This window comes from Wenyingzhuangia sp. IMCC45533 (assembly GCF_054111225.1).
The window spans coordinates 2,662,876-2,686,827 of the sequence record NZ_CM134197.1 but is presented as its reverse complement, the minus strand read 5'-3'; the positions used below and the strand labels follow the sequence as shown (position 1 = coordinate 2,686,827).

At 34.0% G+C, this 23,952-nt stretch carries 17 protein-coding genes; 2 read left to right on the top strand and 15 right to left on the bottom strand.

What is annotated here, in order from left to right; genetic code table 11:
- Positions 1–65: 65 nt before the first annotated feature.
- The 15 genes from ACXGQW_RS11925 to hemA form a co-directional block, all read right to left on the bottom strand.
- A complete protein-coding gene (locus tag ACXGQW_RS11925) occupies positions 66–1,643 on the bottom strand; it encodes a sulfatase family protein (protein WP_457823040.1) in 1,578 nt (525 codons plus the stop codon).
- 73 nt (positions 1,644–1,716) lie between these two features.
- Positions 1,717–4,077, bottom strand: coding sequence for a glycoside hydrolase family 2 TIM barrel-domain containing protein (locus ACXGQW_RS11920; protein WP_457823039.1), 2,361 nt, complete (start codon positions 4,075–4,077; stop codon positions 1,717–1,719).
- A 12-nt stretch (positions 4,078–4,089) separates the two neighbouring features.
- Positions 4,090–5,568 (bottom strand): sulfatase family protein, encoded by a 1,479-nt coding sequence (locus tag ACXGQW_RS11915; protein WP_457823038.1) that lies wholly within the window; start codon positions 5,566–5,568, stop codon positions 4,090–4,092.
- 188 nt (positions 5,569–5,756) lie between these two features.
- Entirely contained in the window at positions 5,757–7,160 is a 1,404-nt protein-coding gene (locus tag ACXGQW_RS11910; RefSeq protein WP_457823037.1) for a sulfatase-like hydrolase/transferase, read from the bottom strand.
- Between the two features lie 2 nt (positions 7,161–7,162).
- Positions 7,163–8,533, bottom strand: coding sequence for a sulfatase (locus ACXGQW_RS11905; protein WP_457823036.1), 1,371 nt, complete (start codon positions 8,531–8,533; stop codon positions 7,163–7,165).
- 188 nt (positions 8,534–8,721) lie between these two features.
- Positions 8,722–10,539 (bottom strand): alpha-1,3-galactosidase-related protein, encoded by a 1,818-nt coding sequence (locus ACXGQW_RS11900; protein WP_457823035.1) that lies wholly within the window; start codon positions 10,537–10,539, stop codon positions 8,722–8,724.
- 255 nt (positions 10,540–10,794) lie between these two features.
- Positions 10,795–13,842 carry a glycoside hydrolase family 2 TIM barrel-domain containing protein gene (locus ACXGQW_RS11895; RefSeq protein ID WP_457823034.1) on the bottom strand — a complete coding sequence of 1,016 codons (3,048 nt, stop codon included), beginning with the start codon at positions 13,840–13,842 and terminating at the stop codon, positions 10,795–10,797.
- A gap of 262 nt (positions 13,843–14,104) precedes the next feature.
- Positions 14,105–15,007, bottom strand: a complete 903-nt coding sequence (gene hemF, locus ACXGQW_RS11890) for an oxygen-dependent coproporphyrinogen oxidase (RefSeq protein ID WP_457823033.1) — start codon at positions 15,005–15,007, stop codon at positions 14,105–14,107.
- 71 nt (positions 15,008–15,078) lie between these two features.
- A complete protein-coding gene (hemE, locus tag ACXGQW_RS11885) occupies positions 15,079–16,104 on the bottom strand; it encodes a uroporphyrinogen decarboxylase (protein ID WP_457823032.1) in 1,026 nt (341 codons plus the stop codon).
- A gap of 198 nt (positions 16,105–16,302) precedes the next feature.
- Positions 16,303–17,595 (bottom strand): glutamate-1-semialdehyde 2,1-aminomutase, encoded by a 1,293-nt coding sequence (hemL, locus tag ACXGQW_RS11880; RefSeq protein ID WP_457823031.1) that lies wholly within the window; start codon positions 17,593–17,595, stop codon positions 16,303–16,305.
- Positions 17,596–17,720: 125 nt separating this feature from the next.
- Complete coding sequence (locus ACXGQW_RS11875; protein ID WP_457823030.1) at positions 17,721–18,266, bottom strand: DUF922 domain-containing protein; 546 nt, start codon at positions 18,264–18,266, stop codon at positions 17,721–17,723.
- Positions 18,267–18,307: 41 nt separating this feature from the next.
- A complete protein-coding gene (gene hemB / locus ACXGQW_RS11870) occupies positions 18,308–19,282 on the bottom strand; it encodes a porphobilinogen synthase (RefSeq protein ID WP_457823029.1) in 975 nt (324 codons plus the stop codon).
- A gap of 48 nt (positions 19,283–19,330) precedes the next feature.
- The gene (locus tag ACXGQW_RS11865) at positions 19,331–20,011 is read right to left on the bottom strand and encodes a uroporphyrinogen-III synthase (RefSeq protein ID WP_457823028.1); all 681 of its coding nucleotides are present in this window, start codon (positions 20,009–20,011) and stop codon (positions 19,331–19,333) included.
- Positions 20,012–20,081: 70 nt separating this feature from the next.
- On the bottom strand, positions 20,082–21,002 hold the full coding sequence (hemC, locus tag ACXGQW_RS11860) for a hydroxymethylbilane synthase (protein WP_457823027.1): 921 nt from the start codon (positions 21,000–21,002) through the stop codon (positions 20,082–20,084).
- A gap of 10 nt (positions 21,003–21,012) precedes the next feature.
- Complete coding sequence (gene hemA / locus ACXGQW_RS11855) at positions 21,013–22,257, bottom strand: glutamyl-tRNA reductase (RefSeq protein ID WP_457823026.1); 1,245 nt, start codon at positions 22,255–22,257, stop codon at positions 21,013–21,015.
- A gap of 270 nt (positions 22,258–22,527) precedes the next feature.
- On the opposite strand from hemA, the gene ACXGQW_RS11850 reads away from it, so the two are divergent.
- Positions 22,528–23,433: a helix-turn-helix transcriptional regulator gene (locus ACXGQW_RS11850; protein ID WP_457823025.1), complete on the top strand. Its 906-nt coding sequence runs from the start codon at positions 22,528–22,530 to the stop codon at positions 23,431–23,433.
- On the top strand, positions 23,433–23,951 hold the full coding sequence (locus ACXGQW_RS11845) for a TrmH family RNA methyltransferase (RefSeq protein ID WP_457823024.1): 519 nt from the start codon (positions 23,433–23,435) through the stop codon (positions 23,949–23,951). The genes ACXGQW_RS11850 and ACXGQW_RS11845 overlap by 1 nt, the downstream gene beginning before the upstream one ends.
- The last annotated feature ends 1 nt before the right edge of the window (position 23,952 follow it).

Sequence of the window (23,952 nt, the reverse complement as noted above, 5' to 3'; positions counted from 1 at the left end):
AACCAATCTAAAAAGTTAAGTGACTTAGTAGATTGGTTTTAGTATTAAGATTAAAAATTAAAAGTTTATTTTAATTCTAATTTTTGAACTTTGGAGTAGTTTTTACCTCTAATAGCCTCAAAACTTGTTAGCATTTCTTTCAATAATTCTGGTTTTGCTTCTGCCAAATTTTCTTTTTGACCTAGATCTTCTTTAACGTTGTATAACTGGAAGTCTTTATCATTACCTAATTCAATATTAACCAACTTGTTAAGTTTAGGTCCTCTATATGGAGGTATCATTAACCAATCTCCTTTTCTAAGAGCAGTTCTACTTGTCGCTTCAATAACTAAAGATTCTCTTCCCTCATCTGATTTACCTAAAAACACATCTAATAATTGCTTGCTATCTGCTGTGTTTTCTTCTGCATCAACCAAAGCACTCAAAGATGACAACAAATCCATCTGACAAACTAAAGCATCTGAAACTTTCGGTTCGATATGACCTTTCCAATAAGTGATAAATGGAACTCTTGTTCCAGCTTCATACAAACTGTATTTTCCTCCTCTTAATCCTCCTTTTGGATCATGATTTCCTAATTTTTCAACGGCATCGTCGTTGTAACCATCATTTAAAACAGGTCCGTTATCACTAGATAATACTATTAGCGTATTTTCTAACAAACCTTCCTCTTCTAGTGTTTTTACAAACTCTCCAATTACCCAGTCAGCTTCTAAAATTACATCTCCTCTTGGTCCTAAACCAGACTTTCCTACAAAACGCTCATGCGGAGTTCTCGGTACGTGTGGTTGTTGCATTGCGTAATACAAAAAGAATGGATTGTTTTTATGATCTTTTACATACGCTTTAGCCTTAGCCAAAAAGTGATCTGCCATATCTTCATCTTTCCATTTAGCTGACTCTCCACCTTTCATATAACCAATACGTGGAATTCCATTTACAATACTACTGTTATGACCATGATGCCATGTCATTTTAAGCATTTCTGGATTATCTACACCGTTGGGCTGACCTTCAAAGTTTTTCTTATAATTAATTTCTATAGGATCGTTAGGATCTAAACCTACTACATCTCCATTTTCTATATATACTGTAGGAACTCTGTCTTGCGTTGCTGCCATGATATATGAGGAATCAAAACCAACCTCGTTTGGACCTGGAGAGATATGCTCATTCCAGTTTGTATGTCCTGTTCCTAAACCTAAATGCCACTTCCCTACTATTCCAGTATCATATCCTTGAGACTTGAACATTTTAGGTAACGTTTGTTGTGTTGTAGATATTAATAAGGGTGCTGTACCTGGTAATATTCTAGCATCTTTATTTCTCCATGGATACACTCCTGTTAATAAAGCATATCTACTTGGAGTACACGTTGCGGAAGAAGCGTAACCATTGGTAAATCTTACACCTTCGTTTGCTAATTTATCAATATTAGGAGTTTTTAAAGCTTCTCCTCCGTAGGCACTAACATCACCATAACCTAAATCATCTAAGTATATTACTACAACGTTAGGTTTCACTTTTTTTTCTACTTCTGTTTCTTTAGCAACTTCTTTTTTAGAATTTGACTTGCAAGAAACGACTGCACTACCCATAGATAAAACAGCTAGACTTGATAAAAGTACTTTCTTAAAATTCATATTTTTAATTTATTTATTTCAGTTGACTAATCTATTAATTATTGACAAAGTGTGCAATTAACAATAATCAATATTATTCGTTATTATCAACTTTAAAAGAATGCGTTGTTTTTAAGTTTTTGGAATTTATGGCCAACTCTATGTCTGTTGCAGAATCACCTATCTTTAATAAAACTGAGGCTACTCCAGCTTCTGTTTTAATAGGGTCGATGTTAACAATAGAAGCATTCCCTTTAACGTTTACATTCACAGCTTCTGTATAATTTGGTACAACCGTTCCGTTTTTATCTACAATAGATATGTATGCAAATACTACATCATTTGCTCCTGAGATAGGTGCTTTACCACTTTCATCTATTATAACCACTATGCTTTCTGGTTTACCTGGCGTGGTCACTTCGGTCGTTGTAACCTCGTCTCCATCTATAAATCCAACAGCTTTCAAAGTTCCTGCCTTATATTTCTTTAAATTAAACGTAAAAGGTGGGTGATTTAATTTTGTCGTGTTTTTGTTAGCGTCTGGCTTTTGCTTTGCTAACAGTTTGCCATCTAAGTATAAAGCTACTTCGTCACAATTACTATAAACTTTAAGATTCAACGGAGATTTTTCATTCCAATAAGAAGCTATTTTTAGAACCATACCGTCATCTACGTTTCTTTGACTTTGATAAAAGTAGTACGCAAATTTAGGATATCTAAACAAGTCCATCAATCCAGATTCTTCTATTTTATCGTGGTATCCCCTGTTATAGTCATACATAACCCAGTAGCTATCAGAATAAGCTTTGGTAGTTAAGTTGTCGTTATGAGCTTCTTGTACATTATTGGCTTGTCTTAGCAATCTTTCTTCTCCATAAGCTCTTACTTGCCTACTGCTAAACTCATCTCTTAAATTGTTTGGCAAAGCATCTTGGTTAAGTCCTGCATTTTTAGAATAGTACTCCCAGTCTCCATATTCTGATACAGAGTAAGGTTGATTTTCTTTTAACTCATGAGGATGCAAAATTCTATGTTGACGTGCTTGCAAATAAATATCATAAACATCATCCATCCAACCACAAGAGTACACATTGTCTCCAGGATATTCTTGATGCACAATTTCATTCAATTTTTCCATAAAGAACACGGGCATTTTGGTTTCGTTAAGAGAAACTTCCCATGCCAAAACCGAAGGTCGGTTTCTATCTCTTCTGATTAATTGTTTAGCGGAATTGTAACAAAAACCTCTAAAATCGTCATTATCCGCATAGTATTGCCAACCCAAAATTGCATCGATAACCACAATTCCCAATTCATCACAAGCATCCATAAAAGCTGGAGATTGAGGGTAATGAGATAATCTGATGTAGTTAAATCCTCCGTCTTTAATTTTTTTAGCATCTCTGTATTGAGCATTGTCTGACATTGCATAACCTACAAAAGGATACTCTTGGTGTCTATTTACTCCTCTTAAAAAAGTTTGAACTCCATTGATATACAATTGGTTTTCTTTAAACGTAAATTCTCTAATACCAATTTTGTGTTCCTCAGCATCTACTATCTTATTATCCTTGTAAATTCTAGTTTCAACAGTATACAAATTAGGTTTAGCTGGAGACCAAAGATTCACATTTTTTAATGTAACCTCAGTTGTAATATCTATATCCTTGTTGGCATCAATTTTATTTAATTCCGATGTGATTGTTTTAACAACATTTCCATCATATGAAATAACATTTTCTACCGCTATCGATACGTTCTCAATATTCTCGTTGACTACGTTTGTTTTAATTTTAATGGTTGACTCGTCTTTAGAAACTTTTGGATAAGTGATAAAAACACCTCCTCCAGCAACTTTATCGGCAATAGCTGCGTGAGAGATATATACATTATCTTTAACAATTAGCCATGCATTTCTATACAAACCTCCAAACGTATTAAAGTCTAATATTTTTAAAGGTTTTGGTCCTGTTACAGGATTGTCTGTATTGTCTAATCTTACCGCAATTGTATTGTCACCTCGTTTTAAAAACTTAGAAACATCTATAACCACAGGTAAGTATCCTCCTTGGTGAGTTGTCGCCAATTTACCATTAATCCATACTTTAGAAACATTCATTGCTGCTTCAAACTCTATCAAGTATTTTTTTGAAGAATCAAAAGTATCAACCGTTAGTTTTTTTCTGTACCAACATATTCCTTGCCATTGATTGTTTACTACTGTTGGCTCTATATTAGCGGTGTGAGGTAAAGAAACTTTTTCCCATTCCTTGTCATTGAACTTTTCCAACTCAAAATCAGCCTCAGTTTCATCAGCAGATAATTTTTTGAACACCCACTCCTTATTAATAGAAAACTTTCCCTGTTTTACTTCTGCATTTTCTTCTGACTTACAAGACGTAGATGCAAAAGCGCATATTATGATTAATAAAAATTTATTAATTGAGATTTTCATACGATGTTTTTATTATTGTTTTTTAAGTGATTTTTTATACAAATTGGTAAATTTTCTATAACCAATTTCTTCTCCATTCTGCATTTTTTGATAGTCTTCTTTTCGCTCAGTTTTTAACCATTTAACCATCTCTGGCCCTTTAGTAATTACAGGCTCGTATTTATTACTGACTGGCGACATTTTTTTATCAAAACACTTAGTTTCTTTTCTTAGCTTATTCAAGATTTTAGTATACTTGGGATCTGTAGCCAAATTAACTAATTGGTGAGGATCCTTTTTTAAATCATATAATTCTTCTTTAGGTTTAGAAGGTTCAAAGAATGGTTTTTGATTTTCGTTTAACTTATCCTGTTTGTACAACTCTCTCATAATATGTACAGCAGGTCTGTAAAATTCTAAGTAAGCTTGATGTGCATCGTAAGGAATTTCTGGCTTATCATTTCTAATGTAAGCCCAATCTTCAGTGGTAACTGCTCTAGACTTTTCTAATACTTCATCCCATAAATCACGAGCTGCGTAAACGTATTCTCTGTCAAAATCTTCATCAAATATAGGTTGCCCCGTCATATAATCAGGAACCTTCACTCCAGCAAAATCTAAAATAGTAGCAGTAATATCTGTAGAAGAAATAACTTTATCGCTTACCTGACCTGATTTTATTCCTTTTGGATAATGAACTAGTAAAGGAATTCTTAAACCTGTATCTTGTAAGTATCCTTTTCCTCTTATATTACATCTACCGTTGTCTCCTATGAATATAACAATGGTATTGTCGGCAAGTCCTTTATCTTCTAATTCCTTAAAAATCATTCCCACTTCATTATCCATATATTCTATTTGGTCTAAATATTTAGCCCAATCTAGTCTTATTGCTGGATGATCAGCCAAATAAGGTGGTAAAGTTACTTTGTTAGGATCTTGCGGGTGAGCTGATTTGTTTCTTACATCCGTCCACCAGTCTCCACGATGTGTAACTACTAATTGTATTTGTGCAAAAAATGGCTTTCCATCGTTTTCAAAATGGTCGTACTTGTCAAAAAGCCCAAATTGAGTTTTTCCGTCCCAAGCACCTATTGGCTCGTACTTAAAATTCACATCAATCTTTCTCCCTTTTTTCATTACACTATGGTTTCCTAAAACGGTCGTGTATCCAGCATCTCTCAACAATTTTGTAAAAGGCTTAAATTGAGAGTTTAAAGGTATGTTTCTATTGCTTCTGTGGTGATGAGAATTTGTTTTTACTTGATGTGTTCCAACCATCATTGATGATCTACTTGGAGAACATATCGGGTTGGTTACAAAAGCGTTATTGAATCTAATACCTTCCGAAGCCATTTTATTCAGATGTGGTGTTTTAACGTCTGGAAATCCATAACATTCTAAGTCAGTACTCATATCCTCAGCCATCAACCAAATGATGTTCGGTTTGTTTTGAGCAGACACAAAAGTAAATGCTAAAAGCAGCATTATATTTAATATTCTATTTTTCATCTTATGTAATTATATTTTTAGTAACAATACTTTATTATGCGGAGCAAATAACTCCAATTTCGGGTTGTTTTGAGTGTGTATTCATTCAATAAATGTCTTCGGTTGTTCCATTTCTCTGGCTAACAGAAACAAAATTAACCCCTAAATTATAAAAATTTAGAGGTTAATAGCTTTATTGTAAGACTGTTTTATTTAAATACTCCACCTGAATAAGGATAATGGATGTTTTTGACACTTTCTTTTTTTAATATTTCATTGGCTTTGGCAACAACATCAGGATAATCTTTAGAAACGTCATTTCTTTCTAATAAATCATTTTCTAAGTTATACAGTTCTGTATGAAACTTGTCTCCATAACGAACTGCTTTCCATTTACCCATTCGGGTTGCTTGTTTAAAGCCTTTTACATTATTCCCTTCTTGTATTTCCCAATATAAAAATGGATGACCTTTTTGTTTTTTACCTAGTAACTCGGGTAAAAAGGAAATTCCATCAATATCTTCTGGAACTTTACCTCCTGCCACGTCTGCAAAGGTTGGCATCACATCGTAAAAAGTAGCTGGAAAACGGGTTGTTTTACCTTCTCTAATTTTGCCTTTCCAATAAGCAAGCATGGGTACTCTTACTCCACCTTCATACAAATCTCTCTTGTGTCCTTTCAAATCTCCAGAACTATTAAAAAACTGATAATTGTGATGATTCTCATTGGTAGGTCCGTTATCACTAGAAATAATAATTAGGGTATTTTCTAAGTCTCCAGACTTCTCTAATTTTTCAAATAATCGTTTTACCTGTGCATCCCACATAGTAATCCTAGCTGCATGTCTCCTTTCTATTTCAGGCCAGTCTTGCATCTTATCAGCATACAAATCATTTTTACTTAAAAAGAATTCGTGAGCATGAGGAATTCTATAAGACATATATAAAAAGAATGGTCTATCGTCCTCTTTTTTATCAATGTAATCTAAAGCAAAATTGGTTCTAAACTCATCCAGACACTTGTAGTTATTGTAATTATAGAAGATTGAATCTTGCGTATTGTTAACCCAGTGTACACGTTCATCTATTTCTTTACCATTTTTATCTTTACCCCATTGTTCTTGTACGGCATAATCAAAACCTCTTCCTTTGGCCCAAGTAGAAATGTCTTCTGGAACTCCCAAATGCCATTTACCTATCATAGCTGTTTGGTAACCTGCTTTTTGTAGAACTTCTGCAACCGTAGTTTCAGATTTTTTTAGAGGAATTCTATCCCATTTGTTATCTAACCTCTTCCCTTTGTTACCTCTAATACTTAGATGCCCAGTATGCTTACCTGTCATTAGAACGGCTCTAGAGGGTGAACAAACAGAAGTACCTGCATAAAAATCGGTAAACTTCAAACTCTTGGTAGCTATGTGGTCTAAAAAAGGAGTTTTAATTGTTTTTTGTCCATAAGACCCCAACTCTCCGTAACCTAAATCATCTGCCAAAAGAAAAATAATATTAGGTTTTTCTTTTTTCTTACTAGTAATGTTTTTTTGTGGACCATGGTTTGCCCAACTCGATATAAAAACTAAACTTAAAGCACCTAACAAGCCTATATTTCTCATCTTTATAATTTGTCTTCTTTTATTTCTAATTGATGTAATCCAAAACTAGGAACAGCCTTTTTTTCCCATTTGGCTAAATCTAACTTCAACTCTTTTTCTATTTTTAGTCCCGTTCCAATTAAATTATTTTTCTCGGATGGATCTTGATCCACGTTGTATAATTCATATTTTCCGGAGTGATATTTTATTATTTTCCAATCTCCGCGTATGATAGAAGTATATTGATCTTCATAACTTCTGAAACCATACAAACTTCTTTCTTTGATGTTGCCTCCTCTTAAAATTGGCATTAAACTAACTCCTTGACGTTCTTTGCTCTTACAGTTTTTACCTGATGCTATTTCCAATAAAGTTGGAAAAACATCAATAGATTGTACGGGTACAAATGATTCTGTGTTGGGCTTGGTTACCCCAGGATACAAAATCATAAAAGGAACTCTTGCTCCACCTTCTGCCAAAGTATCGCCTCCTTTTTTTCCACCTCTCAAAGGAGCGTTTGTATAGGCACCACCTTGGTCAGACAGTAATATAATTACTGTGTTGTCCGCAATTCCTTTATCCTCTAAAGCCTTTCTAACTTTACCAACAGATTCATCCATCGCTTCTACCATTGCATGATGATGAGCATATTTACCCTGAATTCCTCTTGCTTGATATTTAGCCAATAAATCTTTTCTACCCACAGAAGGACCGTGAACAGAATAGTACCAAAAAGTAAGCATAAAAGGATTCTTCTTGTCGTAATCCTTTATAAAATCTACCGCTCCATTAGTTAACACATCCGTTAAGTAATCTCCTTCTTTATAATTTTTCATAAATCCCTTAGGATCTTCATTAGGCTTAAAAAAAGGATAGTAGTAATTTCTAGGATGTCCTGCATCAGTCACCCCAAATTCAGAATCAAAACCTTGATCTACAGGATATCTACCTGTATGACCCAAGTGCCACTTACCAATAAAATGATTGTAGTAGCCATGTTCTTTTAGTTTTTCTGCGTAAGTAGTTTCTGCTAATGGCAAATAATTTAAAGATGGCATTTGAGCAGGATCTCTTTCTAACATTCCATATTTCGCATGGGGCCTTTTTGGATCTAGAGCAATATGTCTTACCATTTGCAACCTAACAGCTTCTTTACCAGTCAATAATGATAATCTACTAGGGCTACAAGTAGGTGTAGGAATGTATGCTCTTTGAAAATCTAAACTTTCCCTTTTTAACTGATCTAAATTAGGAGTTTTAAAAGAATTATTTCTGTATCCTATATCGGACCATCCATAATCATCAATAAACAACATTACAATGTTGGGTTTTTCTTGAGAGAATACCTTTATTGAAATAATAAAAGCCAAAAATAGCGTTAAAACGTTTTTCATTTAAATTTAAATTTTATTGTTGGATATAGCGACAAAGCTAATAAAATTAAAGCATCTAACTCAATTTCACATAAATAACGTATTACCGTTACATAATTCTTAAATCACTAAATAGTTTGACTACTTAACAGTTCAATGGTTTAATTCAGATTTTATAAAAACCAAAAACCGTAATTCCTAACATAAAATTATTTACTTAAATCTTTGTTTTTCTTGATATTAACATTAGTACAATTTTCTTTTACATGGATGGTATTTTTCCAATCAAAACCTTTGTACTTGTTTTTTTGGATAGTTACGTCCTCACAATAATCCAAACTTATAGAAGATAATTGCTTTCCTAAAGGATAAGTAGATTTATCTCCTTCTATTAGGTTTCCTTCTATTTTTAAATTCTTAACAGATAGCGCATGTACCAAATGTCCGTTAAAACTTTTTATGGTGTTGTTACTAAAAGTAATGTTATTATGAAATTTTCTATCTCCTAATTTTTGCTGTGGAGTTAACATTGGAGAGGCAAATAACGGGTAGGATTGTCCATTTCCATATCCTATATTTTCAAAAGTATTGTTTTGGATAACAACGTTTTTAACTCCACCAGATTCGTACCATTTTTTGTTATCTCCTTCGATTAAAATTCCGTGCATTTGAGATGAGAAGAAATTGTTTTCTACAATTACGTTTCCTTTAGTTGTAATCAAAGCTGCTCTCGCTCTATTATCTCTTATTGTATTGTTTCTTAATTCTAAATCTGGATTCCACGTTAAATTTTCAAAAGAAAGCAATCCAGCTGGTAATTTTTTTGGCATTTCAGATACCGTCAATAATATTCTCTGTTCATTTAAGTACTCTGCTTCCTTAATAGTAGTTTCAAAAATAGGCAATACGGTTTCTCTCGAAGTTAACATTACTTTATCTCCAGCACCTCCAAAAATAAATCCCATCTGTTGAACATGACTAGTTTCACAAATAAATTTGTTATTTCCTATGTACTCCATTACTTTAACGTATGCTCCGTGTACATTAATTCCATCATCTAGCATATGCTCTAGCAAGCAATTCTCAACTTTAATCAATCCTTTACACCCAACAAAGTGTGTTGCATCTGCTCTGGTAGAAAAAGTTCTATCTTTTCTTGATGTTACGGACAACTTATCTAAGGTAACATTTTCGCATCGTTCCGCAATTACAGCCATACCACCCGCAGCGTAAACAGTTACATTTTCTATTATTGTATTATTAGTCTGAGACAAATGTATAGCTTGTGCAAATCTATTACCTCCTGGGGAAGGTCCATAAGCAGCAAAAATAGTACCTACAGGAGGTGTTTTTTTTGTGAAATTAGTGAATTTAGCTGTCTTATCGCTTAGCTTAGTTACTTTCCCTTTAGGACTTAAGTAATAACTTCTAGTGTCCCAAATAGCGGTACTCGTTTTAGGATCAAATGCTATGTTTTGTCCAATAGGATCGCTCCAATCATAATGCTTAAAATATATTTGTCCTTTTTTAACCTCAAACTCAGAAGTACCTGAATTTACTTCTGCTACAAAGGAGTTTTCTTCTGTATTATTGCTTAATACTTTTAGTTCGTTTACAAAAGACTGCTTCCAGTCTATGGTAAAGTTTTTTAAAATTGTATGATTTCCGTTTTCTACAGTAATTGGGCATATTTTACCGTGAAACATAAAGGTAGAACCATTACCGTCCAGAGTGAAGTTTTCGAACCCAAATAATGGGAACGCCATTTTTTTTATGCTATTGTCGTGATTGGTAACTGCTCTGTATTGTTCAACGGCATTTTCAGGATAAAAGTCGTACTGTCCTTTTGGAAAAAATAAAGTAACTCCTTTTTTTCCTTTTAAAGATTTAATTAACTGATTCAACTCTAACGTGACATCTTTCCCTGGCTTTATTCCAAATTCTGAAACATTTATTACTTGGCTATATATATTAGTGCTAAGTTGACTTACGAAAAGTAAAAAAATAAGTGCAATTTTTTTAATCATGGTATTTCTAATTTTTTATTGAGTTTTATTAAATAGCTTATTTGACAATATAATGCTGGGGCTACAAAAAAAACGTAAATACTTATTTTTTTTGTCGCTATCCATATAAGTTTTGTTTGCGTGCGTTTATATATGCTTTATGCTTAACATTTTTGGTTTGATTAGCTAGATTAGTAAGACAGTGCAAAAACCTTGCTATTTCAATTTTTACACCTCAAATCTAACTAAACAATGTTTTATATCGTAATTTTTTATCTAGTTTATTAAAATTTCATCGATACTCAAACCTTTGTTTTCTAGTGTCTCAATTCTTATGGTATTAGCACCCCTTAAGATTTTTATAGGTAATTTTACTTTGTTCCAAAAGTTATTCGTGTTTCTAGTATTTCTTAAAAACATCTTTTCTTTGATTACTTCATTGTTCACGATTACTTTGATATACGTTCCTGGTGCGTTGCTATATTTCCCACTATACCTGATGAACAAATCCGCATCTCCTTCTCCTCCATCATTTTCTTGATACCACTCTATAGCAGCTCCAATTTGATTATCTAGTCTTACAAATCCTTTTCCATAAAAACCATTTCCTTTTTTAGCAATACGACCGTCTTCTATTTTTGCATTTTCTGCCTGCTCCCCTATTACCGTATTCTGGTTTGTATGTTCATTCCAAGTAAAACCTTGCTTTTTAGAAAAAGTTTCTTCCATTAGCTGAACTTCTTTTCCGTTTAAAACTAACAAAGCTTTTACTGTGGTTCCCAAATCAACATCAAAACTCTGTAAATATCTAGATGATTTTTTTGTGGGAGTAGTTCCATCGGTGGTATAATAGATTTCTATATCAACATTGGGCTTATTTCCCCTGAGCACTAATAAATCTGTATCAATACTTACTTTTTGAGATGTAATTAGTTTCTTTTCTCCTAAAATACAACTTGCTAATAAAGCTACATCACCGTCTGAATTAGTGGATTCTATAAATGCTCTGGTCAAACCATAAAACGCTTTTCTATGATTAGGTCCTACGTGCTGTTCCACATCTACAGGACTACCGTTTCCTAAACTTTTAATTTTACCTGCACCTAGCACATTAAAGTAAGTTCTATTTTCTCCATAAGGATAAAATTTATTTTTAGCATCGGTAGTGGTTACACGCACCTGTACAATATCGTTTGCTGTTTTAGATAACGGCTCTCCGTCCACACTCAACTTAATTTTAGAGGGAGCATCTGCTGTTTTTACTGTTTGCTGTGAAACTATTTTTCCATTTTTATATCCAATTGCTTTTAAAGTACCCGGATTCCACTTCACCATCCATTGACATTGCATTTTCTGCCAATCTTTCCCTGGTTTGAGTTTTCCTAAGGAGGTATTGTTATAAAACAATTCCACTTCATCACAATTAGAATATATCCAAACCGGAATTTCTGTTCCCAAGGCTACCTTAGGATGTGTCCAGTGTGGTAAAATATGAACCATTGGCTCATTAGTCCACTGACTTTGATACAAATAATACAAATCTTTCTCAAAATTTGCCAAATCAATAGCTCCACCCATAAAAGCTTTAAAAGGCCAACCTCCGTGAACATACCCTGCCTCACCTATATAATCATGACCAGTCCATCTAAAGGAACCTGCGTAAGCGGGAATATCTCTTATTTGAGCGATGTTCAAACGAGAGCTTACTCGTACCATTGCATTGTCGTAACTAGAATTAAAAATTTGTTTGTGATTAGATCTCTCAGAATGGTCAATCCAATCGTGGGTAAAAACTTCTTTCTTTGTTAAATCTAGTAAAGCATAAGGTTTTTGTTTTTTACTTGGAAAACCATCTCTAAACCAAGTTTTAGTTCTATAATATCCTCTTACTTGCCAAGTATGTGTGTTTTCAGTTCCTACAAATACTTTTCCGTTTTGCTCTTCTTCCAAATGATCAAAAAAACCTTTTTTCTCGCTATGTCCATTTACCCCCAAAACATCCATAAAATGAGATTCTGAATGACCCGATGTTACAGGTCTTGTGTTGTCTATTAAATGGCATTGGGCAACTAATTCTTTTCCTATCTCTCCTTTGGTCTCATTACCTACACTATAGATAATGATGGAGGGGTGATTTCTATCTCTCTTAATCCAATCTGTCAAATCTTTTTTCCACCATTCATCAAAAAAACGTGCTCCGTAATCTTCATCTGCTTTTTTCATCCATCCATCAAAAATTTCGTCCATCACTAGCATTCCCAATTCATCACAGATATCATAAAAAATTGGAGTTTGAGGATTGTGCGAAGTTCTGATAGCATTTACCCCCATGTTCTTTAATTGTTGAATTCTATAACGGATGATTTTATCTGGGACAGCAGCTCCTAAAGCTCCTGCTTCTTGATGATTACAAACTCCTTGTAGCTTTATGTTTTTTCCGTTTAACCAAATTCCAGTTTCAGGTATCCATTTTAAATCTCTAACTCCGAATTTAGTCTTGACAACATCCATCATTTTTCCGTTGACCCACACCTCGGAAACTAAAGTGTACAAATACGGACTATCAACACTCCATAAATTGACATCGTTTAACTGTATTTGGCTATCAACTGTGTTATGTTCTTGTGGACAAACCTTAAGTTTTCTTTGAATTTCTCCAACTGAATTTCCTTTGTTATCTAGTACTTTGGTTTTTAAAGTTGCTCCTGTTTTCTTTGAACTACCTGTGCTAACTACTTCTGTTGAAACAGAAATATTATTGCCTTTGGTTTTTATAAAAACACCATCTCTTTTGATATGAGTTTTATTCTTAACATCTAACCAAACATGAGCGTAAATTCCACTCCCTGTATACCACCTTGCTGCAGGTTGTTTGCTATTATCTACTCTTACTGCAAAAGTAATTTCGTTAGATGAATCTACTATTTTACTAATATCATACGCAAATGAAATCCATCCATAAGGTCTTGTTCCTAATTTCTGCCCATTTGCCCAAACGGTGCTATTCATAAAAACCCCTTCAAAATATATTTCCACAAACTTTTCCTTCCACTCTTTCGGAATAGCTATTGTTTTTCTGTACCACCCTATACCTGCAGGTAAATAACCGCACTTATCTCCCATTGGATTGGATTCGTCGTAAGCTCCTTCAATACTCCAATCGTGAGGTAAATTCAAGGGACTCCAAGTCTTATCATTATAGGTAGTATTCTGCGCTTCCTCAATATCTTCTTGTTTAAACTTCCAATTAGAATCAAAGTTGATATGTTGTGAAAATAAACTAATGGTTGCCACTAAAAAAATGAAGGTAATTTTATATTTCATGCGATAAAACAAGTGTTAAGTATTTACTATAAACAAAACTAAATATTAACCCTAAGGTTTAATTTACAAGCAATAATTTATATGTTCTTATGTGTTTTTTCATTTGTTTAAGGGTCATTAAAATGTGTTTGCCTATTTTTAATCTGTAAGTTATACTGGAGTAAATTGACAATCTAAACGATCCTCATGCGGATTCTGCGAGACAAAGCAACAGTAGATTTTGTTCAAAAAAAAGACGAAATATTTATTTCGCCTTTTATAATTAAACCCAGTCTTTGGGACTCTTTAAAACTTTAATCAGTTCTTCTTCCCAACTTCCTTTCTTTGGCTCATGGCAGTAATGCCATTGCACATGAGGAGGTAAGCTCATTAAAATGGACTCTATTCTTCCGTTTGTTTTTAGACCAAACAAAGTTCCCCTATCGTGAACCAAATTAAACTCCACATAACGTCCTCTTCTTACTTCTTGCCAATCTCTTTGGTCTTTGGTATAGGTTAAATCTTTACGTTTATTTACAATAGGTACGTAACTTTCTAAAAAGCTGTTTCCTACTTCTGTCACAAAATTATACCACTGCTCTAAAGACATTTCATTAGAAGGTTTGCAATAATCAAAAAACAAGCCTCCTATCCCTCTAGCCTCATTTCTATGAGTATTCCAAAAGTATTCATCACACTTCTTTTTGTAAGTAGGATAAAACATTGGATCATGAAGATCACAAGCTTTTTTACATGTGGAGTGAAAATGGCTTGCATCTTCGTTAAACAAATAATACGGAGTTAAATCTTGCCCACCTCCAAACCATTGTGTTACCACTTCTCCCTGATCATTGTAAAGTTCAAAATACCTCCAGTTAGCGTGTACCGTAGGAGCCATTGGATTGGTAGGATGAATAACCAAACTCAAACCACAAGCGTAGAAATTAGAATCTGAAACTCCAAAACTTTTTTGCATCGCTGTTGGCAGCGTACCGTGTACGGAAGATATATTAACTCCTCCTTTTTCAAAAACGTTTCCGTTAGAAATTACACGTGTACGTCCTCCACCTCCCTCAGGTCTATCCCATAAATCTTCTACAAATTTGGCTTGTCCGTCTACTGCTTCTAAACCTTTACAAATAGCGTCTTGTAAATTTTGTAAGTATTGGTAAAATTGTTCTTTCATTTATTTCAGTATAGAGTACAAAGTAGCAAGTACAGAGCTACCACTTAATATTTTGTGCTGAGTATCAAATACTAATTTCCGTACTCCTTTACAGCTTCTATAAAAGCACCTGCGTTTTCTAAACCGATGTTTGGTAAAATACCATGCCCTAGGTTTACAATGTATTTGTCCTTACCAAAAGCATCAATCATTGTTTTTACTTGCTTCTTTATTTCTGAGGGTGGTGAAAATAAACGAGTAGGATCAAAATTTCCTTGTAGCGTTATGTTACCTCCCGTTAATTTACGAGCCCACTCTGGTGTGATGGTCCAATCTACTCCTAAAGCCGAAGCATTTGATTTAGACATTTCTTCTAATGCAAACCAACATCCCTTTCCAAAGGCAATTACAGGAGCATCGTCTTTTAACGCTTCTATAATTTGATTGATGTATTTCCAAGAAAATTCTTGATAATCTACTGGAGATAACATCCCACCCCATGAATCAAATACTTGAACTGCATTCACCCCAGCTTCTACTTTTTTCTTTAAATAAGCAATGGTCGTATCTGTAATTTTTTGTAACAAAGTATGAGCCGCTAAAGGCTGAGTAAAACAAAATTCTTTTGCTTTATCAAAGTTTTTAGAACCCTGCCCTTGAATACAGTAGCACAAAATTGTCCACGGAGATCCTGCAAAACCAATCAATGGTATTTCATCATTCAACATCTCTTTGGTCAGTTTGATGGCATCCATTACATATCCTAAAGTTTCATCAATATTAGGAACAATTGCTTTTTCTACATCTTGAATATTTTTTATCGGATTGGGTAACCAAGGCCCAATTCCGTTTTTCATCTCCACCTCTATATTCATCGCTTGTGGCACTACCAAAATATCCGAAAATAAAATGGCTGCATCCATTCCGTATCTACGAATGGGTTGTACCGTAATTTCTGCTGCCAATTCTGGCGTTTGACAACGTGTGAAAAAATCGTATTTCTTTTTGATTTCTTGGAACTCTGGTAAATATCTTCCAGCTTGTCTCATCATCCACACAGGAGGTCTTTCTACAGTTTCTCCTTTTAGGGCTCTTAAATATAGGTCGTTTTTTATCATAATTAGTAGTTAGTAGCTGGTAGCTAGTATCTAGTACTTGCTTACTATTTTGATTTTAATTGTTTATGAACGCTAAGTAGCATTTTTGAATTTTAATTATTCTGTTATTCGCTTCTTTGAAGGTCAACTTTGGCAATACACCTATTTCTGATGCTATCATTGATTCTATAAAATTATGCATGCATCTAGTGCACTTGCCTACTTGACATCTGCTACCAATTTCATAGAAGCATCAATTGCCACCTCTAGTTTTTTCATTTCTCTAATAGTTAGAGAAGAAGACAAAAACCAAGCTTCGAACTGAGAAGGTGGTAAAAACACTCCATTTTCTATCATCGCCCAAAAGAACTTAGCAAATTTAGAGGTATCTGAGGTTTGTGCATCTACAAAATTTGTTACTTCGGTAGCGGTAAAGAAAGGATTCATCATCGATCCAAATCTATTTACAGTTAAATCCACTCCGTATTTTTTGGCAGCCGTTAGTAAAAATCCTTCAATTTTTTCTGCTACTACGTTAAACTTATTATACGGATTTTGTTTTTTTAATTCTGTTAGCGTAGAAATTCCTGCTGCCATCGCAATGGGATTACCCGATAAAGTTCCTGCTTGATACATACCTCCCAATGGAGCCACATTCTCCATAATCTCATTACTAGCACCGTAAGCACCTACAGGAAAACCTCCTCCAATTACTTTTCCTAAGCAAGTAATATCTGCCTGTACACCAATAATTTCTTGCGCTCCCCCAAACTTAGAACGAAAGCCTGTCATTACTTCGTCGCAAATTAAAAGTGCATTATGCTCCTTTGTTATTTCACGCAATCCTTTGATAAACTCATCTGTAGGCTGCACAACTCCCATATTTCCTGTTACTGGCTCTAAAATAACAGCAGCAATATCGTCGTGTTTTTCGAAATGGGCTTTTACACTTTCTAAATTGTTATATTCAGAGATTAACGTGTTTTCTACGGCTTGAGAGGGAACCCCCTTAGACCCTGGTAAGCTTAGTGTTGCCAATCCAGACCCCGCAGCCACTAACATGGCATCCATATGCCCGTGGTAGCATCCAGAAAACTTAATAATTTTATCTTTATTTGTATGTGCTCTCGCCAATCGAATTGCGCTTAACACCGCTTCCGTTCCAGAGTTTACAAATCTAACTTTGTCCATACCAGGAAAAGCATCGCAAACAATTTTAGCTAACGTAATTTCTGCATGAGTAGAGGCTCCAAAAGAATATCCTTTTTTTAAAGCTCTAGAAACAGCCTTTTCAACTTTTTTGTTTCTATGACCTAAAATCATAGGTCCGTACGACAGTACCAAGTCTATATATTTGTTACCATCAACATCTTTTATATAAGCCCCTTTTGCTTTATCTATAAACAAAGGGTTTCCTCCTACAGAAGCAAAAGCTCTTACAGGTGAATTTACAGCACCCACCAAATTTTCACACCCTTTTTTATATAAATATTCCGAGTTTTTAAAATTCATTTCTTTTTGGATATTTCGATACAAGTATCAATGTTTATATACCTTTGTAAGGTTAATTTCTATCTGTTTTATAATTTTCGACTAATACATACTATTACTTTCTAAGCTTATCAAATCAAACTGATTTATTTATAAGCTTGTAACAGATCCAATTCTTTAGAAACTTTTTCACTCCATTCGTCATTGACTTTTCTTTTGATACCATGAATTGTTTCTGAATCATATTTTTTTTGAAATTTTCTACAAGCTTTCCATATAGTCGAATACGCATTTTGATACTCAGAAAACCTAGCATCTTTAACATCTTTTAGCTCTCTAAATCTCTTTCTAATTTTTCTAGCAAATAACTCGGCTATGTCAAAATGCAACTGTTCGTGTCTTAGTAAGTTTGAATCATTTTTTTTATCAATTGACCAAGACTTTTCTGGCAAAAAAACAGCTTCTACCGTAACGACTTCATAGTTTATAATATGATCGTGTATATCAGTTTGTACATTGCTAGGAGAAATATTTATTTTGTAACACGTTTTTGCGCTTCCGCTCGACTTTGGTTCATAAGCACCTTTAAAGTCATCCCACGTGAGTTTATTCTCCGTCCAGCGCATTTCTTGTGTTTGGGAAAACCCAAACAATGAACTTAAAAACACTATTACTTTTACAAAACTTCTCATTTTAATTCGTCGTTGGTAGATTAATTATATGCCAAAACAACCTAGTTATTATCTTTTCTATTTAAAACTTTAGCTACTTCTTTGGCAAAGTAGGTAATAATAATATCCGCTCCTGCTCTTTTCATAGATAGCAAAGATTCCATCATCACTCTTTCTCCATCAATCCAACCTTTTTCTGCTGCAGCTTTTACCATCGCATATTCTCCGCTTACATTGTAGCAAGCAACAGGTCTATCAAAATCCTCCTTTAAATCTCTAATAATATCTAAATAAGACAATGCGGGTTTCACCATTAAAATATCAACCCCCGCCTCATCATCAAAAGAAGCTTCTCTATGTCCTTCCAATCTATTAGCAGGATCCATTTGATAAGTTCTTCTATCTCCAAATGTAGGAGCAGAATCTGCTGCATCTCTAAAAGGTCCGTAAAATGCTGATGCATATTTTACTGAATACCCCATAATAGGTAAATTAGGGTAACCACTGTTGTCTAAGGCTTCTCTAATCGTTTCTACTGTACCATCCATCATCCCTGACGGAGCTACCATATCTACCCCTGCCTTGGCATGAGAAATGACTTGTTTGGCTAAATTGACTAAGGTTGCATCATTATCAACATCATTGTCGTGAATAATTCCACAATGTCCGTGGCTTGTATATTCACAAAAGCAAACATCTGTTATCACGTACAAACTTGGATAATTCTTTTTAATGAACCTCACAGCCTGTTGCATAATTCCGTTATCATTCCAAGTTTCAGTTCCTTCATCATCTTTTTCTGATGGAATACCGAACAACAATACAGCAGGTATATTTAAACCGACAACCTCATCCAATTCTTTGGAAAGTTTATCTAGTGAAAAACGAAAGATACCTGGCATAGAAACAATTTCTTTCTCTATGTTTTCTCCCTCTTCTATAAACAACGGATAAATTAAATCGTCCACGGTAAGTTTGTTTTCCCTTACCAATCTTCTAATTCCTTCCGTTTTTCTTAACCTTCTTGTTCTATTCATTTTATAAGCCTTTCGTTTTTTGCCAATGGCTTTTGGCTGTGCTTAACCTTATACAATAACCTGATTACTCAGTACCTCCATAGCTTTTTTTATCACCGATTCTACACTAGTATCCTCAGCTATAAAAACATTTTTAAAATGATTTATTGCCTCCGTAGCTGTGGTTACTCCAATACAAATGACAGGTACTTCTGTTACTTTGTTTTCTTTGATGTAACTCTTAATTCCTGACGGACTGTAAAACAAAATAGCATCGTATTTTTTTTCTAGTTTTCTGGAAATCAATTCCGTTTGGTAAACCAAATACTTTGTAACCATAATTCCATTTTCCGCTAGAATTGTGGGTAATTCTTCATTTCTCAAATTTCCGCAAAACCAGTTTACTTGCTTTAATTCTTCCGCTTTTGATGAAAAATGATGAGCTAAAAACTCAGCCAACTCAACACCATTATTAGCTACAAAATCTACTTTTAAACCCTGTTTTTCTAACAAATATTGCGTTTTATTTCCCACACAATACACCCTATCAAACCAATCTGTATTATTTTGATGAATTTCAAATACTGATTTTACACTGTTTGCACTTGTAAATATAGCGTTTGAAACCCACTCATCAACCTTAAAATTTGACCCGTACGATATCTTTATCATCGGCACTTCATCAACTTCAAAACCTTGTAATAGGTTGAGCTGTGTTTCCGTTAATTTTTTGGTTGATAATATTTTCATTTTTACTTCAGAATACTATTTTATCATTCCTCAAAAACCATTTAAAGCGATGTTTAAAGTCTAATCTTTTTTATTTCTTGATCGTTTTTTTAATCTCCGCCATTAACTCCTTGCCTCCATTTGCCAGAACTTCTTCTCCACAAATTTTTCCTAAATCATCAGCATCATTTATATCTGCTATTCTAAAAACTCCCTTTTGCTCTTTGCCATCAATGGCACTTAGCAAGCCTTTAAACACTACTTTATCTTCCACAATTTCGGCATATCCTCCAATAGGAGCAGTACATCCTCCCTCTAAAGTCTTCATAAAATCACGCTCAATCCCTACGCACAAAGCAGTTTCTTTATGATGTAATTTTTTACAAGCTTCTAAAACTTCTTTATCACTTTCTAAAGCCGTAATCATAATCGCCCCTTGAGCTGGGGCTGGAATCATCCAATCTAACACCAAATGTTTTTTGGGTAACAAATTGATACGCTCTAAGCCTGCCTTGGCAAAAATAGCTCCGTTCCAACTGTTATCTGTTAATTTTTGCAAACGTGTATTTACATTTCCACGTAAATCTGTTAAATGGTGTGAGGGATATTTATTTAACCACTGTGCTGTTCTTCTTAAACTACCTGTAGCTATAGTAGCACCTTCTGCCAACAATTCCTCCTCTGTTCCTTTGTACACAATAACATCATGCACATCTGCCCTTTTTAAAACAGCAGCTTGTACAATAGTTTCAGGCAATTGCGTAGGTACATCTTTTAAAGAATGAACTGCAATATCTATCTGCCCACGTAACATGGCTACATCTAAAGTTTTGGTAAAAACCCCCATACTTCCTATTTGGTGCAATGGAATATCTAAAATTTCATCTCCTACGGAAGACAATTCTACAATTTTAGTTGGGTATCCTAAATGCTCTAATTGCCCCTGTACCAAATGGGCTTGCCACAAAGCAAGCTCACTATTTCTGGTACCAATTCTTATGATTTTACTCATTTAGTGAGTTTTATAAAGTAGCGTTAAATATTTTACTAACAATTTCTATGCTCTGGTCTACAGAAGTACTTTCTTCCTTGAGATGTTTTACAAATTGTGTGGTAATTTTTTGAATAATTCTAGAAGTGATTTGCTCGGCATGCTCAGTATTAAAACCGTCAATCTTTTTTTGATGAAAATTAATTTCATCTTCTTGAATAGATTGTAAAGATGTTTTTAAAGCAGCTACTGCGGGGGTAAATTTTCTTTGGTCTAACCAATCCACAAAATCTTGTTTGTGTCTATTAATGATAGACTTAGCTTTAGGGATTTCAGACTGTCTCTTAGCCAGCGTTTTATCTGTTATTTTAGAAAGCTTATCTACATTCACTAATGTAATTCCTTCTAATTTTTTAATTTCTTTATCTACATTTTCAGGCATAGATAAATCTAAAATTAACAAGCGTTTGTCTTTGGCAACATTTTTACTTGTTATCGTTGGTAATTCTGATCCTGTAGAAACAATTAATATATCTGCATCTTCTATTTCTACGTCTAAATTTTCGTAAGTATTAATGGCTACATTTTGATGCGTTTCAGAAAACTCAATAGCTCTGGCATGCGTTCTATTAATTAAGTGAATATTATTATTCTCAGTGTATTTAAGCAAGTTTTTACAAGCATTTTTACCAATTTCTCCCAAACCATACACCAACACTCTTTTAGAGTTGTAATTTTCTACATTATCAATAATATACTGAGTAGCTGCATAAGCAACCGAGGTAGTTCCAGAACTTAATTTTGTGTTGTTTTTTACATCTTTGCTAGCCTGTAAAACACAGTTCATCAATCTCTGTAAATAAGTATTGATGGTTCCGTATTTTTGAGCCAATTGGTAAGATTGTTTTAACTGCCCCACAATTTCATAGTCTCCTAAAATTTGACTTTCGAGACCTGTTCCGATATCAAATAAATGTTGAATGGCTTCTGAACCCTTAAAAACGTTAGAAAATTTTACAAAATCTTCTACAGTTCCATTCGAATGTTCACATAGTAAGCCTATCAACTCAAAAGGATGTTTTGCAAAACCTGTAATTTCTGTTCTATTACAAGTAGATAAAACCATCACGCCGTCTATTCCTTTAGACTTGGCATCTTTTAGCAAGGAAATTTGCTTTTGTTTAGATAAGCTAAAAGCACTGCGAGTTTCCACGTCTGCTTTTTTATAACTCACCCCTACATTGTAAAGCTTCGTTCCCATTTTTACTTTATTCATATGTTCACATCCCATAAGTATCGGCAAAAGTACTACCAATAATTTTTTATTAATATCGATAAAAGTACTTTAAATACCCCTCCAAGGTTTTCCACCCAATTTAAATTAATTACAAATAGCTTAAAACACTAGACAAACCTATTGAAACATGACAAAAAACATAAAATATTTTGTGTAATACTTCCTTGTAAAAAAAGTTTATTTTCAGTCTATTTTAGTACTTTTTGATGTAAATTTGTATTCACACATACTAAAAAGTAGCGATAAAAAATGAAGCTTTTCGATTCTAATAAATATCAAAACATCGACAAAAGTACTCATATACTTGTGGACGAAAAAAACTTATTTTCCTTACTAACGCTCAACAACAATTCTTCTGACAATCAACATTATATATACAGAACAGAAAATAACTATATTCAATTATTTTTCAATTTAAAGAACAAAAGCACTGTTGCTTTTAACATGGAACACTGTGCTATTCATTTGAATAAAAATGAGTCTGGAATGGTTTATTTTAATGAAGATGAAACTAACATCCTCTTCAACCTCCTGCCCGATTCGCAGATGATTATCATGTTAATTCCGGTAAAATATTTTCATTCATTGTTTACCACCGAAGAAAACTACCTACTCAATTTTGACAATTTTGTTATCGGTAAGCCCATTATAGATACCAAACCAACTACTCCTGCACAACAAGTTGTTCTGCATCAGATAGTTACCAAACCAGATGATTCACCTCTAAATCATTTGTTTTTAAAAGCTAAAGCTTATGAACTTTTTAGCTTGTATTTTAGCAATATAGAGGACAATAGCAAAGACAACTGCCCTTTTATGTCTAACGAAGAAACCATGACCCAGCTTAAACAAGCTAAAAACATGGTGATAGAACATATGGCCGACCCTCCCTCTTTAGAGGCTTTAGCAAAGGCTGTAGGATTAAATTTAAAAAAACTAAAGCAAGGGTTTAAGGAGGTGTACGGAGCTCCTGTATTTACTTTTTTACTGAATTACAAGTTAGAATACAGCAAAAAGTTGTTGTTAGAAAACAAATTAAACGTGAACGAAATTGGTAACAAAATAGGTTACAGCACTTCTAGCCACTTTATTGCAGCGTTCAAAAGAAAATTCGGAATTACCCCCAAACAATTTACCAAACAAAATAACGGTTGATGGAACAATTGAGGCACGACGATGTAACAAATAATACGCAAAAATTCCCCTTAGTGGTTGTTGGAGAGGAACTGAGAACCCCTCAGAATGTAGGGATGAGTTTGCGAGTATCCGAGGCTTTTGGAGTGCACTCTTTCTATTTGAATAGCAACTCTCCTGATTTAAACAACAGACTGGTACAAAGAACTGCTAGAAATACCGAAAAAAATATTCAAACTATTTTTTATGATGATATTATTACAACACTAGACAAACTAAAACAAGAAAACTACACGCTTATTGCTTTGGAAATAACCGACCACAGTAAAAACGTAGAAACCTATCATTTTAATCAACATCATAAAATAGCACTCGTTGTGGGTTCGGAGCGATTCGGAATTCAAAAAGAGGTACTTAATAAATGTGATTTAAGCATACACATTCCTATGTACGGATTAAATTCATCTATGAACGTAGTGAATAGTCTTAGCGTTAGCTTATACGAAATAACAAAACAATTAAAACAAAACAACTCATAGT

What these genes read in the sequence shown, in the direction of transcription:
- ACXGQW_RS11925 (WP_457823040.1), bottom strand. Translation starts at nt 1,643, where the DNA reads ATGAATTTTAAGAAAGTACTTTTATCAAGTCTAGCTGTTTTATCTATG.
- ACXGQW_RS11920 (WP_457823039.1), bottom strand. Translation starts at nt 4,077, where the DNA reads ATGAAAATCTCAATTAATAAATTTTTATTAATCATAATATGCGCTTTT.
- ACXGQW_RS11915 (WP_457823038.1), bottom strand. Translation starts at nt 5,568, where the DNA reads ATGAAAAATAGAATATTAAATATAATGCTGCTTTTAGCATTTACTTTT.
- ACXGQW_RS11910 (WP_457823037.1), bottom strand. Translation starts at nt 7,160, where the DNA reads ATGAGAAATATAGGCTTGTTAGGTGCTTTAAGTTTAGTTTTTATATCG.
- ACXGQW_RS11905 (WP_457823036.1), bottom strand. Translation starts at nt 8,533, where the DNA reads ATGAAAAACGTTTTAACGCTATTTTTGGCTTTTATTATTTCAATAAAG.
- ACXGQW_RS11900 (WP_457823035.1), bottom strand. Translation starts at nt 10,539, where the DNA reads ATGATTAAAAAAATTGCACTTATTTTTTTACTTTTCGTAAGTCAACTT.
- ACXGQW_RS11895 (WP_457823034.1), bottom strand. Translation starts at nt 13,842, where the DNA reads ATGAAATATAAAATTACCTTCATTTTTTTAGTGGCAACCATTAGTTTA.
- hemF (WP_457823033.1), bottom strand. Translation starts at nt 15,007, where the DNA reads ATGAAAGAACAATTTTACCAATACTTACAAAATTTACAAGACGCTATT.
- hemE (WP_457823032.1), bottom strand. Translation starts at nt 16,104, where the DNA reads ATGATAAAAAACGACCTATATTTAAGAGCCCTAAAAGGAGAAACTGTA.
- hemL (WP_457823031.1), bottom strand. Translation starts at nt 17,595, where the DNA reads ATGAATTTTAAAAACTCGGAATATTTATATAAAAAAGGGTGTGAAAAT.
- ACXGQW_RS11875 (WP_457823030.1), bottom strand. Translation starts at nt 18,266, where the DNA reads ATGAGAAGTTTTGTAAAAGTAATAGTGTTTTTAAGTTCATTGTTTGGG.
- hemB (WP_457823029.1), bottom strand. Translation starts at nt 19,282, where the DNA reads ATGAATAGAACAAGAAGGTTAAGAAAAACGGAAGGAATTAGAAGATTG.
- ACXGQW_RS11865 (WP_457823028.1), bottom strand. Translation starts at nt 20,011, where the DNA reads ATGAAAATATTATCAACCAAAAAATTAACGGAAACACAGCTCAACCTA.
- hemC (WP_457823027.1), bottom strand. Translation starts at nt 21,002, where the DNA reads ATGAGTAAAATCATAAGAATTGGTACCAGAAATAGTGAGCTTGCTTTG.
- hemA (WP_457823026.1), bottom strand. Translation starts at nt 22,257, where the DNA reads ATGAATAAAGTAAAAATGGGAACGAAGCTTTACAATGTAGGGGTGAGT.
- ACXGQW_RS11850 (WP_457823025.1), top strand. Translation starts at nt 22,528, where the DNA reads ATGAAGCTTTTCGATTCTAATAAATATCAAAACATCGACAAAAGTACT.
- ACXGQW_RS11845 (WP_457823024.1), top strand. Translation starts at nt 23,433, where the DNA reads ATGGAACAATTGAGGCACGACGATGTAACAAATAATACGCAAAAATTC.